A 13,778-nucleotide genomic window follows, 5' to 3' on the forward strand; every position below is an offset into this window, starting at 1 on the left:
GCGATGAAGATGGAGAACGTGCTGCGCGCCGAGAAGGACGTCACCATCGCCAAGATCCTGGCCAAGGAAGGCGACTCGCTGGCTGTCGACGCCGTCATCATGGAATTCGCCTGAGGCTGCGGACCCCAGATTTCCGCTGCCGGCTCTATGTCTGGTTGCGACGCTCGAGGATCGTCCCAATGACCGAGATTGCGCCCGAATTATCGATATCCATTGGACATCGCGGGCATGGCCGCAGGAGAGGCCCCAAGGTGGGCCTTAATTCGAATTACCTGCCGGCGGAAAGAGAATTCCGTGAGCGAATCCAGAGCTTGAGTGACGGGCATCTGGAGGTGCTTGCGTTGACCGCCCTCGGTTACCTCAACAAGCAGATCGCCTGGGTGCGTGGCTCGAGCGAGGCAACCGTCAAATCCCAGCAGAAAGAGATATTGCGCCGCCTGGGACTCAGGTCACGCACACAGGCGGCTGTTCAGTTTGCGATCTACTGCGAGCGCCTTCGCGTTTCCATGGGGCCAGAGTTTCCCATCGAAAAGGCAGGCCGAGGCCTCCTCTGTCCATCTCTCGTGTGAGACGGCCGATTTACACTTGAAATCTCTGCCTGTCTTGTCGTCGATTGATCGTTTCGAGAGGCGGCGTGCGTTTTTCTGAACTTTAGAGAGTAGAGCAGCGCCAGGGAGCAGGGCTCGTCCAGGAACTCGACTGGCCGGTTCCTGTCATCTCGAACGTCCGCATTCGGGCGGCCCAGTTGGGTGCTGGGCAGCGCAGCTGGGTCATGCTCCGGTTGGCTCGGCTTTCTGTGGGAGGCAGTTGCCGGCAAGTTCAAGCTTCCCCAGATGAGATGCAGTGCCGCACACTGGGAACGCCAGTCAGGTTGAGGAGCTGGATGGACGGGGTGAGGATTGCTTGCCTTCCATATCCGGATTTGCTAAACAATCGTTCAGTTAGCTCTGAGGTTTCCCTTGGCCGCAACAGCCTCCAAAAGACAAGCGAGCAGGCTCCCCGCGCTCCTTGACGCGGCCGCCTCGCATTTTGCGGACAAAGGCTATCACGCGACGACCATTCGCGACATCGCGCAGGTGGCGGGCGTCACGCCAGGCGCCGTCTATTTCCATGTCCCTACCAAGCAGGCGCTGCTGATCGCCGTCTACACGGAAGGGGTTGATCGCATGCTCGCGCATCTCGAGCAGGCGGTCGCGGGGGAGGCCGATTCCCAGCTTCGTTTCCGGCGATCGATCAAGGCCCATCTCGAGGCGATCCTCGACGACAGTGCCTATGCGCGCGTGATCGTGCGCGTGCTTCCGGACGATGTCCCCGAGGCGAAGGCGGAGCTGAAGGTCCAGCGTGAACGCTACGAGGCGCGGTTCCGCGCGCTGATCGGCGAGCTGCACCTGGAGAGCGGCCGTGATCCGAAGCTGATGCGGCTCCTCCTCATCGGCGCCCTGAACTGGACCCCCGTCTGGTATCGCCGTCTCGGCGGCAGCCTCGATCAGATCGTCGATGCATTCATGGCCGCTTTCGGGGAGCGCCGGGACGAGAAGGCTGGCCGCAGATGAGCACGTCCCGCCCCATCCGGGTTCTGGTCACCAAGATCGGCCTTGACGGCCATGATCGCGGCAGCCGGATCGTCGCCGCCTATCTGCGCGATGCCGGCATGGAGGTGATCTATACCCCGCCCTGGCAGACCATCGCCGGCGTCGTCAAGCTTGCCCTCGAGGAGGACGTCGAGGTCATCGGCATCAGCTCGCTCGCCACCGACCACCTCATCGTTCCCAAGATGATGGCGGCCCTGCGCGAGGCGCGCCTCGACCATGTCGGCGTCATCGTCGGCGGCATCGTTCCCGAAGAGGAAAAGCCCGCGCTGATCGCGGCCGGCGTCAGCCAAGTCTTCGGGCCTGGCGCGGGCCGCGAGGACATCGTCGACTGCGTCGCATCCCTTGGCCTGCAAGCGCGCGAGCGGCGCGCGGATGAATTCTCGGAGGCATCCCGATGAGCCAGACCGCCGTGCAGCTGCCCCTGCCGGGCTTCGAGCAAGCCCAGGGCGAATGGCGAGCCGCCTATGGCCGCCAGATGGCGGGCGAGACGCCGGTCCGCAACCGCTCGGGGATCGAGGTCCAGCCGCTCTATACCCCGCGGGACTGGGCGGGCGAGCGCTATCTCGACGACCTGAACTTCCCGGGACAGTTCCCCTATACGCGCGGCATCTATCCCTCGATGCACCGCGGCCGCACATGGACCCAGCGCCAGCTGATCGGGCTCGGGACCCCGGAGGACTACAACCAGCGCGTCCGCCGGATCATCGAGCTCGGCGCGAGCGCGATCAGCCTGCTTCCCTGCTGTTCCGGCTTCCGCGGCATCGATTGCGACGAGGTCGACACCGTCCTGCTCGGCACCTGCGGCACGGTGATCAACACGACCGATCATATGGACCAGGCCCTCGACGGGGTGCCGATCGGCGAAATCTCCACGGCGATGAACGACCCGTCGCCGTTCACGCTGCTCGGCTTCACGCTGGGTGTCGCCCGCCGCCGCGGCGTCGACTGGTCGCGCGTGACCGGCACCTCCAACCAGAGCGACTACATCTCGCATTTCATCGCCAACCATCAATTCTACCGGCTGTCGCTGCCCGGCTCGCGGCGCGTGCTGCTCGACCATATCGAGTTCTGCCGCCGGCATGTGCCGAACTGGAATCCGGTCTCGGTCGTCGGCCAGCACATGCAGCAGGCCGGCGCGACTCCGGCCGAGACGATGGGCTTCACCTTCTCGACCGCGATCCAATATGCCGAGGATTGTATCCGGCGCGGCCTGGACATCGACGACGTGCTGCGTCGCTTCACCTTCTTCTTCGACATCTCGATCTCGTTCTTCGAGGAGATCGCGAAGTTCCGGGCGGGGCGGCGCATCTGGGCCCGCATCGCGCGCGATCGGCTTGGCGCCAAGGACCCGGCCTGTTGGCGCTTCAAGTTCCACGGCCAGACCTCGGGCGTCGACCTGACGCAGCAGCAGCCGCTGAACAACATCGCCCGCGTCTCGGTGCAGGCCATGGCCGGTATCCTGAGCGGCCTCCAATCGCTGCATACCGACGCCTATGACGAAGCGATCGCGACCCCGAGCGAGGAGACGGCGCGCGTCGCCGTCGCGACCCAGAACATCCTGCGCGAGGAAGCGCGCCTCTGTGACGTCATCGACCCGCTCGGCGGCTCCTATTACATCGAGCGCATGACCGACCAGATGGAAGCGGAGATCGAGGCGGTGATTGCCAAGGTCGACGCCGCCGGCGGCATGTACAAGGCGGCCGAGGCCGGGCTGGTGCAGACGATGATCGGCGACTCCGCGCTCGCCTTCCAAGAGCAGGTCGAGACCGGCGAGCGCAAGGTCGTCGGCGTGAACTGCTACCGGGTCGACGAGGACCCGACGGTTCCGCCGGCCGATCGTCCGGACCTGGCGGCGATGGAGCGCCATGTCGAACGCTTCAAGGCCTTCAAGCGTGAGCGCAGCCAGGTCGCCGTGACGCGCGCGCTGGACGATCTCGCCCGCGCCGCCAACAGCGAGGGCGAGAACACCTTCGGCAAGGTCATCGACGCCGCCGAGGCGGGTGTCACGCATGGCGAGATCGTCGCCTGCCTGCGTCGCGAGCTCGGCTTCGGCCATCCTCTCGTCATCGCCTGACAAATGGGGGCTGACACGGCCGTCTCGTCCCTCGCGGCCCGTTTGCGCGAGGGAGAGCGCAGAGCGATCGCCCGGGCGATCACCCTGATGGAGGAGGGTGGGCCGGCCGCCATCGCCCTCCAGGCGGCGATCCAGCCCTGGACCGGCCGCGCCCTGACCATCGGCTTCACCGGCCCGCCCGGTGCGGGGAAATCGACCCTCGTCGATGCCTTCGTGGCGGAGCTGCGCAAAGCGGGCCGGACCGTCGCAGTCGCGGCGGTCGATCCGTCGAGCCCGCTCTCCGGCGGGGCCGTCCTCGGCGACCGGATCAGGATGGGCCGGCATACCGAGGACGAGGGCGTCTTCATCCGCTCCGTCGCCTCGCGCGGGCATCTGGGCGGCCTCTCGGAGACCACCCATCACATCGTCGACGTCTTCGACGCCGCGGGCTGGGACGTAGTCGTGATCGAAACCGTCGGAGCCGGCCAGTCGGAGGTCGAGATCGTCGATGTCGCCGACATCCGCATCGTCGTGAATGCGCCGGGACTTGGCGACGACGTCCAGGCGATCAAGGCCGGCATCCTGGAGATCGCGAGCATCCTCGTCGTCAACAAGGCCGATCTGCCGCTAGCTTCCCGCACGGTACGCCAGCTGCGCGCCATGCTGTCCCTGCGCCCGCAAGAGCAGCAGGCGGTGCCCGTGCTGGAGACGGTCGCGAACTCCGGCCAGGGCGTTGCCGCCTTGCTCGCGGCGGTCGACGCCATCGCCCCCGATGACCCGGCACAGCACCGCGAGCGACGCCGCGCCCGGCTCCGCCGCCTCGTCGCCGATGCCGCCGCAGCCATCGTGAAACGCTCGGTTGTCGAACGACTGGACGAAGCGTTCGAGGCGATGCTGGATCGTGTCGCGGCTGGCGAGCTGAGCATCGCCAGCGCCGCCTCGTGCCTCCTCGACGCACCGCATCTTGACCGCGACCGCAAGGCCGCTCCCGCTACGGAGCCGAGCGATGCAGCAGCCGACCATGCCGCCTGACGATGCCGAGGCCCTGGCGCGGCGTTGCGCCGATTTCATGCTCTCCGGCGATGTCCCCGCACGCAGCTTCGGCTTCCGCCTGCGCAAGGTCGGGCCCGGCGAGGCGGAACTGGAGATGACCGTCCCGCCGAACGCGCTGAACGCCTTCGGTACCTGCCATGGCGGCGTCCTGTTCACGCTGGCTGACACCGCCTTGTCGATCGCCTGCAACAGCCATGGCAGCCAGGCCGTGGCCCAGCATTGCACGATCGCCTTCGTGCGCCCGGTGCAGCCGGGCGACCGCCTCGTCGCCCACGCGCTGGAGCGCTCGCGCACGAGCCGGACCGCGATCTACGACTGTTCGGTCGTCGATGCGGCGACCGGCAAGGTAGTGGCGGAATTCCGGGGCCAGTCGCGCCGCATCGCCGAGACGATGCCGTCCTGAGGACGGCTCAGCTCAGCCAGCGCTTGCGGCGCCGATAGGTCTTCACATTGCGGAAATTGGCGCCCTGCGCGTCAGCCCGGCCGATATAGAACTCCTTGACGTCGTCGTTCTCGCGCATCGCCTCGGCCGGGCCGTCCATGACCACGCGCCCCGTCTCCAGGATATAGCCATAGGTCGCGTATTTGAGCGCCATGCGGGTGTTCTGCTCGGCGAGCAGGAAGGAGACGCCTTCGCGCAGGTTCAACTCCCGCACGATTCCAAAGATCTCCTCGACGACCTGCGGCGCCAGCCCCATGGAGGGCTCGTCGAGCAGGATCATGCGGGGCTTCGACATCAGGGCGCGGCCGATGGCGCACATCTGTTGCTCGCCGCCGGAGACGTAGCCCGCGAGCGAGGTGCGGCGTTGGCGCAGGCGGGGAAAGGTCTCGTAGATTTGATCGAGATCACCGCGGATCGCGGCGGCGCCGTCGGGGCGGGTATAGGCCCCCGTCAGCAGGTTCTCCTCGATCGTCAGATGGCCGAAGCAGCGGCGACCCTCCAGGATCTGGATGCAGCCGCGCCGGACGAGATCGTTCGGCGTCAGCCGGTCGACGCGCTCGCCCGCAAAGGTGATCGACCCCTTCGTGACCTCGCCGCGCTCGCCCTTCAGCAGGTTCGAGATCGCCCGCAAAGCAGTCGTCTTGCCGGCTCCGTTCGCGCCGAGCAGGGCGACGACCCCGCGCTCGGGCACCGTCAGCGAAACGCCCTTCAGGACGAGCGCGACATGGTCGTAGACGACCTCGATATTGTTGACGGTCAGGATCGGGGAGAGCCGCTCGCTCTCCCCTCCGTCCTGTTCGGGACGCTGCATCGCCCTGCTCCCCGGCTGCCGCTCAGCTCTCTTTGCTGCAGTCGCGCGGGGTGATGCTCTTCTCCTTGGCGTAGCGCGCGGCGGCGTCCTTGAGCATCGGCGCCAGCATCGTCTCGTCGGCCGTGTACCAGTCGGAGATGATCTTCCAGCCCTTGCCGTCCCATTGCTGGAGTCGCGACTTGTTCGAGCCCTCGTGATCGGCGCAGGAGATCTTCACCGGGCTGATCATGCCCTCGAAGCCGAGGCTCTTGAGCTGGGCCGCGTCGAGGTCGATGTTCTCCAGGCCCCAGCGCACCTGCTCGCCCGTCATCGGCTTGTTGCCGAACTTCTTCATGGCGGTGCGGATGCCCTCGACCGCGAGCATCGCCCCGACCATGCCGCGATTGAACAGGACCCCGCTGGTATCGGCGGGCTTCGACTTGCCGAGGCCCTTGCCGTAGACGAACTTGTCGAGATCGTCGTGCACCTTCGCCCGGCCGGCGCCATGCTGGAGCATCAGCGCCTTGTAGCCGACCGCGTTGGCGCCGGCGGGCACGACATCAGGCTCGGCGCCTGCGAACCAGAAGCCGATCATCTTGTCGCGCGGGAAGTTGACGTTGGCCGCCTCCTGGATCGCGGTCGGATTCATCACGCCCCAGCCCCACATCACGACATAGTCGGGGCGGATCTGGCGGATCTGCAGCCATTGCGACTTCTGCTCGACGCCGGGATTGGCGACCGGGATCATGGTGAGCTGGAAGCCGCGTTTCTTGGCGAGCGCTTCGAGGACCGGGATCGGCTCCTTGCCGAAGGGCGAGTCATGGTAGAGCAGCACGATCTTGCGGCCAGAGAGCTTCTCGGTTCCGCCGAGTTCCTTGGCGATGTGCTGGATGGCGACGTCCGCCGCGGTCCAGTAGGTGCCGACCAGCGGGAAGTTCCAGGTGAAGACGCTGCCATCCTTCGATTCCGAGCGCCCGAACCCCGCCGTGACCAGCGGGATCTTGTCGACCGGCGCCTTCTCGGTCAGCGCGAAGGTGATGCCCGTCGACAGCGGGTTGACGAAGGCTGCGCCCGTCGGCCCCTTGCCCTTGAGGCGCTCATAGCATTCGACGCCCCGGTCGGTCGCATAGCCGGTCTCGCATTCCTCGTAGAGGATCTTGACCCCGTTGATGCCGCCATCGCGCTGGTTGAGCAGTTCCAGATAGTCAACGATGCCGTCCGCCCAGGGAATGCCGTTAGGAGCGAAGGGGCCGGTTCGGTAGGAGAGGACCGGGATGAACTGCCCGTTCTCCTGGGCGAAGACGGCTGATGGCGAGGCGAGGGCGGCGCCTATGAGCAGCGCCGACAGCCTTGAAATGCGATGAGCCATGCGTTCCTCCTTGGTATGCGGCCACTTGCCGGGCCTTGGATGTCGTTCAGTAGGGGAAGGGCCAGCGTCTGAGCTTGTGCTTGGTGATCGCCCACACGCGGGCGAGGCCGTGCGGCTCGTAGATCAGGGTGAGCAGGATCAGGACGCCGAAGGCCGCGAGCGTGAGGTTGGCGGCGGCATCGGCCGAGATCGGGATCGAAAGCCAGCGCGGCACGGCCTCCACCACCAGCGGCAGGAGCCAGATGAAGGCGGCGCCGAGGAAGCAGCCGACGATCGAGCCGAGGCCGCCGATGATCACGATGAAGAGCAGCTGGAAGGAACGGTCGATCGAGAAGGCGTAGGGCTCCCAGGACCGCAGATTGGCGAAGGCCCAGAGCGCGCCGGCAAGGCCGAGGACGAAGGACGAGACGGCGAAGGCGGTGAGCTTGGCCTCGAGCGGCCTGATGCCGATGATCTCGGCCGCGATGTCCATGTCGCGCGTCGCCATCCATTGGCGCCCGATATTGCCGCGGACGAGGTTGGCGATCCCCCAAGCGACCGCTGCCGCGATCGTCAGCACGAGCAGGTAGCGCTCGACCGGCTTGTCCGCCTCCCAGCCGAAGACGACGAGCGCGGGCGCCGAGACCGAGCCGGACGGCGTGTAGTTGGTGATCCAGCCCAGGCGCAGGAAGCACCAGTCGAAGAAGAACTGTGCTGCGAGTGTCGCGACCGCGAGATAGAGCCCCTTGATGCGCAGCGACGGGATGCCGAAGAGGACGCCGGCGAACGCTGCGACGCCGCCCGCGAGCAGGAAGGTGCCGATCAGCGGCATGCCGGGCAGCCGGACGGCGATGTTGTAGGCAGCGTAGGCGCCGATCCCCATGAAGGCGCCGGCCCCGAGCGAGATCTGCCCGCAATAGCCGACCAGGACGTTGAGCCCGATGGCCGCGATGGAGAGGATGAGGACCGGGATCAGGATCGCGTTGAAGAGGTAGTCGCCGGAGAAGGGGCCGATCCCGGCCAGGTGGAGCAGGGGGATCGCCACGAAGGCGGCTAAGAGGAGAAGCGAGACGCCGATCCGGTCTTCGCGGATCGGGAAGAGCGCCATGTCGGCCTGGTAGTTGTCCCGGAAATGTCCGGCTTCGCGGTAGAACATGTCAGATCCGCTCGATGATGCGGTCGCCGAAGAGGCCCTGGGGGCGCACCAGCAGCACGACCAGGGCCACGACATAGGCGAACCAGTGCTCGATGCCCCCACCCAGGGATGGGCCGAGATAGACTTCTGCGAGCTTCTCGCCCGCTCCGATCAGCAGGCCGCCGAGGATGGCGCCGGGGACCGAGGTCAGCCCGCCGACGATGATGACCGGGAGCGCCTTGAGCGCGACATAGACGAGCGAGAACTGCACGCCGACCTTGGAGCCCCAGACGGCGGCGGCGGCGATGGCGACGAGGCCGGCCACGACCCAGACGATGAACCAGACGCGTGTCAGCGGGATGCCGACCGACTGCGCTGCCGAATGGTCGTCCGCGACGGCGCGCAGCGCGCGGCCGGTGCGGGTCCATTGGAAGAAGAAGGCGAGGGCGCCCACGATCGCCGCGGCGAGCAGCGCCGACCAGAGATCGAGCGTGTTGAGCAGGATGCCGCCGTCGAAGAGGCTCTCCAGCGCGAAGATGTTCTCGCGCGGCAGGCCGATATCGAGCTTGTAGACCTGGGCACCGAAGATCTGCTGGCCGAGCCCTTCCAGCACGAAGGTGATGCCGATCGTGGCCATGAAGAGCGCGAGCGCGGTCTGGTTGACGAGCTTGCGCAGCACGAAACGCTCGACCGCCCAGGCGATCCCGGTCATCAGCGCCCCGGCGAAGGACAGGGCCAGCAGCAGGGCGAGCCAGAACGGCAGATGTGCCTCCAGCCAGTTCAGCGTCCGCACCAAGGCCAGGCCCGCGACGAGCACCATCGCGCCCTGCGCGAAGTTGAAGACGCCGGACGCCTTGAAGATCAGGACGAAGCCGAGCGCGACCAGCGCATAGAGGATGCCCGACAGGAGGCCGCTGACGAGGACCTCGACGAAGAACGCGACCTTGACCGGATCGAAAGCAGCCATCGTCACTCTCCCGGCCCGAGATAGGCGTCGATGACCTGCGGGTTGCGCCGGACCTCCTCCGGCGTGCCGTCGGCGATCTTGCAGCCATGGTTCAGCACGACGATGCGGTCCGAGAGGTTCATCACGACGCCGATGTCATGCTCGATCAGTGTGATCGTGGTGCCGAACGCCTGGTTGGCCTCGACGATGAAGCGGCTCATGTCCTCCTTCTCCTCGAGGTTCATGCCGGCCATCGGCTCGTCGAGCAGCAGCAGGCGTGGCTCCATCGCCAGCGCCCGGCCGAGCTCGACCCGTTTCTGCAGGCCGTAGGGAAGCTTGCCGACCGGCGTCTTGCGGATGGCCTGGATCTCCAGGAAGTCGATGATCTCCTCGACCTTGCGCCGGTGCTCGATCTCCTCGCGCAGGGCGGCCCCGTGCCTGACGAGCTGCTTGAGGAAGCCGCTGCGGATCTTCAGCGCCCGGCCGGTCATGATGTTGTCGAGCGTGGTCATGCCCTTGAACAGGGCGACGTTCTGGAAGGTTCTGGCGATGCCGTTGCGTGCGGCGAGGGATGGCCGCAGATGACAGTGGCGGATCCCGTCGAGCGCGACATGGCCGCTGCTCGGCCGGTAGAAGCCGTTGATGCAATTGAGCATCGAGGTCTTGCCGGCGCCGTTCGGCCCGATGATCGCCCTGATCTCGCCGGCCCGGATGTCGAAGGAGACGTCGCTGAGCGCCTTCACGCCGCCGAAGCGCAGGGACACGTTCTCGACCGCCAGCAAGGGCTTGCTGGCGACAGCGGCAGGAGTGACATGCGCCACGGCCGGCGCCATCGGCGCAAGCGGCAGCGCGAGGCTGGCTGCATTACCGGTCATGCGGCCAGCGCCTCGGCGCGCGCGGAGGGCTCGTCGACATCGGCGATGGCGAGCAGCGCCTCGATCCGCCCCTTGCGGCCGTCCTCGAAGGTGACCTCGGTGCTGACGAAGCAGCTCTGCGAGCCGTCATAGAGCGCGGCGATGAGGGCGGCGTATTTGTCCTCGACGAAGGCGCGGCGGACCTTCTGGGTCCGGGTCAGCTCGCCGTCGTCGGCATCGAGCTCCTTGTGCAAGATGACGAAGCGGGAGATCGTGGCGCCGGCCATGGTCGGCTCAGCCAGCAGGTCGCGATTGACCTGCCGGATATGCCCCCGCACGATGTCGTAGACCTGCGGCAGGGCCGCCAGCTCCTGATAGGATGCGAAGCTGATCCCGTTGCGCTCGGCCCAGTTTCCGACCGCCAGCAGGTCGATGTTGATGAAGGCGGTGGCGAACGGCCGATCCGCTCCGAAGGCGACCGCCTCCTTGATGTTCGGGAAGAACTTGAGCTTGTTCTCGATGTATTTGGGCGCGAACATCGCGCCGCCCAGCAGTTTTCCGACATCCTTGGCGCGGTCGATGATCCGCAGATGGCCGCTGCGGTCGAAGAAGCCGGCATCCCCGGTGCGGACGAAACCGTCGTCGGTGAGTGTCTCGGCGGTGCGCTCGGGATCGTCGAGATAGGCCACGAACTGGCCTGGCGAGCGGAACTGGACCTCGCCACCTTCGGCGATGCGGATCTCGACGCCAGGTGCGGGCGGGCCGACGGTTTCGGCCCGGATTTCCCCGTTGGGCTGGGCAGAGATGTACAGGAAGGCCTCGGTCTGCCCGTAGAACTGCTTCAGGTTGATGCCGAGAGAGCGGAAGAACGAGAACAGGTCGGGCCCGATCGCCTCGCCGGCGGTGTAGGCCACCCGCAGCCGTGAGAAGCCGAGGACGTTCTTGATCGGCCCGTAGATCAGGGCTTCCCCGAGACCATAGAGCAGACGGCCGTGGAGGGGCACCGGCCGTCCGTCGAGGATGGCCTCACCCCAGCGCCGCGCCACCGTCATGAAGCGGTCGAAGAGCCAGCGCTTGGCACGCCCGGCATCCTCCATCTCGATCATGATCCGGGTCAGCAGGTTCTCGAGCACGCGCGGCGGAGCGAAATAGAAGGTCGGGCCGATCTCGAACATGTCCTCGGCGACGGTCTCCGGCTCTTCCGGGCAGGACATGCAGAAGCCTGCGACCAGCGCCTGGGCATAGTTGAGATAGTGGTCGCCGCCCCAGGCGATCGGCAGATAGGCGACGACCTCATCGGTGGCGTCGAGCCCGTCGGCCGCGACGGTAGCCGCGGCGGCCTTGATCGCGCGCTCGGCGGCGATCACGGTGCCTTTCGGCCGGCCGGTCGTGCCGGAGGTGTAGAGGATGATGGAGGTATCATCGCCTTCAGTGCGCGCGACGAGGTCGGCAAAGCGCGGCGCAATCGCCTCGCCCGAGCCGAGCTCGCGCCCCCGGGCCATGATCGCATCGAGGCTGACGAGAAAACCGGTCTGGGGATAGTCGCGCAAGCCGCGAGGATCTTCATAGGCGACGAGGCGCAGGAGCGGCAGCCGGTCCTGGATGGAGAGGAGCTTGTCGACCTGCTCCTGGTCCTCGACGATCGCCACGCAGGTGCGGGCATGGGCGAGGAGGAAGGCCATCTCGTCCGCGACCGCATCGGGATAGATCGGGACCGGCACCGCGCCGAGGCATTGGGCCGCCAGGATGCTCCAGTAGAGCCGTGCGCGGTTGTTGCCGATGATCGCGACGCGCTCTCCCGGCTTCACGCCGGCTTTGGCGAGTCCCAAAGCGAGCGACTGCACTTCATGCAAGAGTTCGGCCCAGGTCCAGGTCTTCCAGATGCCGTAGCGCTTCTCGCGCATGGCGGGCCGACCCGCATGACACGACGCGTGGTGCAAGAGCAGCTTCGGGAACGTGTTCGCCTCTGTGGTCATGTCCACGAGGACCTCGCCTGCGTCCGGCCGAAGCCGGAATTTCCTCACCTGCCAGGCAGCGTATCAGTGCCCTAATAACTAAACAAGTGTTCAGTTAGCTTGAACGGCAAGCGAGGCGCGCGAAATGTGCCGGCAATTCGAGCCCGGGCTTGGGCGCGAGGTGTGATGTCAGCAATTGACCGAGAGATCAGGCGTTCAACAGGGGCCAGTCCTCACCCCGCCCGACAGCGTTGGGTTCATGGGTCGAAGGGCTCAGGATCGCGCCCAGCAACCGGCCGTCGATGCCCGGCAGGCTGCAGGTGACGATGTCCGTCTCCCGGTCACAGGCCGAGGTCCGCAAGCGGCGCATTCTGCGCCGGGGGCGGTCAGGCTTTGAGATGAAACGTCACCAGCAGGGTGATCTCGGCGCCATCGGGCAGCGTCGCGGCAACGCGCAGGAAATTGCCGAAATGGCTGATGCGCTGGAAGGTCACGGCGTCCTTCGCCGCCGGCAGCGCGAACTCCGAGCCCTCGGCGCACCAATGCATGCCATCGGCCGAGATCTCGACCCTCGCTTTGGGCAGCGGCCCTTTCGGCTCCTTCAACGCGCGAACGAAGACGATCGCCTCCTTGGCCCAGCCGGCCTCGTAGGGCTCGGTGGCGCTTAATCCGGTCCAGGTTTCGTTGCGGGCGACGACGGCGGTGAGATTCTCGGGCAGCATCAGAACTCTCCCGACAGGCAGACGGAATCGAGATAGGCGAAGGCGCGCTTGTCGGTGTCGGTCTCGGCGAAGAAGGCGAGATTGAGCATGCACCACAGGTTCTTCATCGCGGGTATGCGGATGCAGTCGAAGCCGTCCATGGCGAAGACGCGGTCGTTGACCTGAAAGCGCGTCGCCTGCATCGAGGCGAGGTCGAAGTCGAAGCGCAGATAGTGCCAGTTCACCTTGGTCGGGATCTCATTGTAGCAGAGCCGCTGCTCGCCGCCCGGCAGATCCTCCCAGTCGTCGGGAGCAAGATGATAGTGGGTGATTGTCTTCCCCGCATTGCCGATCGGCTTGATCGGAGTCGTCCGGCGCTTGAACTGCCATCTCTGGATGTGCTTGCCGTCCTGCGCGTTGAGGAAGCGCAAATGCGGCATGACGCGATCGCCCGGCCCCGAGCTGTCGCCGATCTGCAGATCGTAGAGGAAGCCGAAGGAGCGGATGTCGGTCTCCGAAAGCTGCAGCTCGGTCGCCTCGGGCTTGAAGGTGAAATAGGCCTCGAGCCGGATCGGTCCCGGCTTGCGGAAGGTCAGCCGCTTGATCGCGACGTTCTGCGCGCCCTTCTTCGGCCGCGTCGCGATCTTCAGCGCGTAGGAACCGTCGACGCCGCCATGCGAGCCGAAATCCCAGTTCGGCAGGGTCGAGAGCATGGCGTGGCTGTGCTGGGCATAGCCCGGCAGCATCGCGTCCAACGTGTCCTCGTAATTGCCGACGAGCTGAGTCCAGCCGCACATGCCGCGGTCGAAATCATCGAGGCAGATGATCCGGGGCAGGGGGTCGAAGCGGCTGAGCTGCGGATCGGCCTCGCGGATGGCGCGTCTGAAGTCGTCGAGCTGGGTCATGGTC

Annotated in this window: 15 protein-coding genes; 7 read left to right on the forward strand and 8 right to left on the reverse strand. The window is 66.3% G+C overall.

The features are described 5' to 3' along the window. From AC3WLC_RS28770 to paaI, 7 genes are all read left to right on the forward strand, one after another. The coding region (locus AC3WLC_RS28770; RefSeq protein WP_493687451.1) for a biotin/lipoyl-containing protein at nt 1-114 on the forward strand (114 nt) is incomplete at its 5' end. Nucleotides 115-179: 65 nt separating this feature from the next. After that, nucleotides 180-569, forward strand: a complete 390-nt coding sequence (locus AC3WLC_RS28775; protein ID WP_493687321.1) for a helix-turn-helix domain-containing protein — start codon at nt 180-182, stop codon at nt 567-569. A gap of 390 nt (nt 570-959) precedes the next feature. Then, nucleotides 960-1,553, forward strand: a complete 594-nt coding sequence (locus tag AC3WLC_RS28780; RefSeq protein WP_493687322.1) for a TetR/AcrR family transcriptional regulator — start codon at nt 960-962, stop codon at nt 1,551-1,553. Beyond that, on the forward strand, nt 1,550-1,990 hold the full coding sequence (locus AC3WLC_RS28785) for a cobalamin-dependent protein (RefSeq protein WP_137879071.1): 441 nt from the start codon (nt 1,550-1,552) through the stop codon (nt 1,988-1,990). Before AC3WLC_RS28780 ends, AC3WLC_RS28785 begins: the two co-directional genes overlap by 4 nt. After that, nucleotides 1,987-3,666 (forward strand): acyl-CoA mutase large subunit family protein, encoded by a 1,680-nt coding sequence (locus tag AC3WLC_RS28790; RefSeq protein ID WP_493687323.1) that lies wholly within the window; start codon nt 1,987-1,989, stop codon nt 3,664-3,666. Before AC3WLC_RS28785 ends, AC3WLC_RS28790 begins: the two co-directional genes overlap by 4 nt. A 3-nt stretch (nt 3,667-3,669) precedes the next feature. Continuing rightward, nucleotides 3,670-4,677 carry a methylmalonyl Co-A mutase-associated GTPase MeaB gene (gene meaB, locus AC3WLC_RS28795; protein ID WP_493687324.1) on the forward strand — a complete coding sequence of 336 codons (1,008 nt, stop codon included), beginning with the start codon at nt 3,670-3,672 and terminating at the stop codon, nt 4,675-4,677. Continuing rightward, complete coding sequence (gene paaI, locus AC3WLC_RS28800) at nt 4,652-5,101, forward strand: hydroxyphenylacetyl-CoA thioesterase PaaI (protein WP_493687325.1); 450 nt, start codon at nt 4,652-4,654, stop codon at nt 5,099-5,101. The genes meaB and paaI overlap by 26 nt, the downstream gene beginning before the upstream one ends. A gap of 7 nt (nt 5,102-5,108) precedes the next feature. Here the strand turns inward: paaI and AC3WLC_RS28805 are convergent, their stop codons facing one another. The 8 genes from AC3WLC_RS28805 to AC3WLC_RS28840 all read right to left on the reverse strand — a co-directional run bounded on the left by AC3WLC_RS28805 (nt 5,109) and on the right by AC3WLC_RS28840 (nt 13,774). Then, the gene (locus tag AC3WLC_RS28805) at nt 5,109-5,951 is read right to left on the reverse strand and encodes an ABC transporter ATP-binding protein (protein WP_493687326.1); all 843 of its coding nucleotides are present in this window, start codon (nt 5,949-5,951) and stop codon (nt 5,109-5,111) included. Between the two features lie 22 nt (nt 5,952-5,973). After that, nucleotides 5,974-7,299: an ABC transporter substrate-binding protein gene (locus tag AC3WLC_RS28810; RefSeq protein ID WP_493687328.1), complete on the reverse strand. Its 1,326-nt coding sequence runs from the start codon at nt 7,297-7,299 to the stop codon at nt 5,974-5,976. A 46-nt stretch (nt 7,300-7,345) separates the two neighbouring features. Continuing rightward, nucleotides 7,346-8,434: a branched-chain amino acid ABC transporter permease gene (locus AC3WLC_RS28815; RefSeq protein WP_493687329.1), complete on the reverse strand. Its 1,089-nt coding sequence runs from the start codon at nt 8,432-8,434 to the stop codon at nt 7,346-7,348. A 1-nt stretch (nt 8,435) separates the two neighbouring features. Further along, nucleotides 8,436-9,380, reverse strand: coding sequence for a branched-chain amino acid ABC transporter permease (locus AC3WLC_RS28820; RefSeq protein ID WP_493687330.1), 945 nt, complete (start codon nt 9,378-9,380; stop codon nt 8,436-8,438). Between the two features lie 2 nt (nt 9,381-9,382). After that, a complete protein-coding gene (locus AC3WLC_RS28825) occupies nt 9,383-10,192 on the reverse strand; it encodes an ABC transporter ATP-binding protein (protein WP_493687452.1) in 810 nt (269 codons plus the stop codon). Between the two features lie 38 nt (nt 10,193-10,230). Next, nucleotides 10,231-12,189 (reverse strand): AMP-binding protein, encoded by a 1,959-nt coding sequence (locus AC3WLC_RS28830; RefSeq protein WP_493687453.1) that lies wholly within the window; start codon nt 12,187-12,189, stop codon nt 10,231-10,233. 365 nt (nt 12,190-12,554) lie between these two features. Next, nucleotides 12,555-12,890 carry a hypothetical protein gene (locus AC3WLC_RS28835; RefSeq protein ID WP_493687331.1) on the reverse strand — a complete coding sequence of 112 codons (336 nt, stop codon included), beginning with the start codon at nt 12,888-12,890 and terminating at the stop codon, nt 12,555-12,557. Then, nucleotides 12,890-13,774, reverse strand: coding sequence for a DUF6772 family protein (locus AC3WLC_RS28840; protein ID WP_493687332.1), 885 nt, complete (start codon nt 13,772-13,774; stop codon nt 12,890-12,892). The genes AC3WLC_RS28835 and AC3WLC_RS28840 overlap by 1 nt, the downstream gene beginning before the upstream one ends. Nucleotides 13,775-13,778 lie beyond the last annotated feature (4 nt).

It is taken from the genome of Allobosea sp. GW821-FHT03A12 (genome assembly GCF_058986765.1).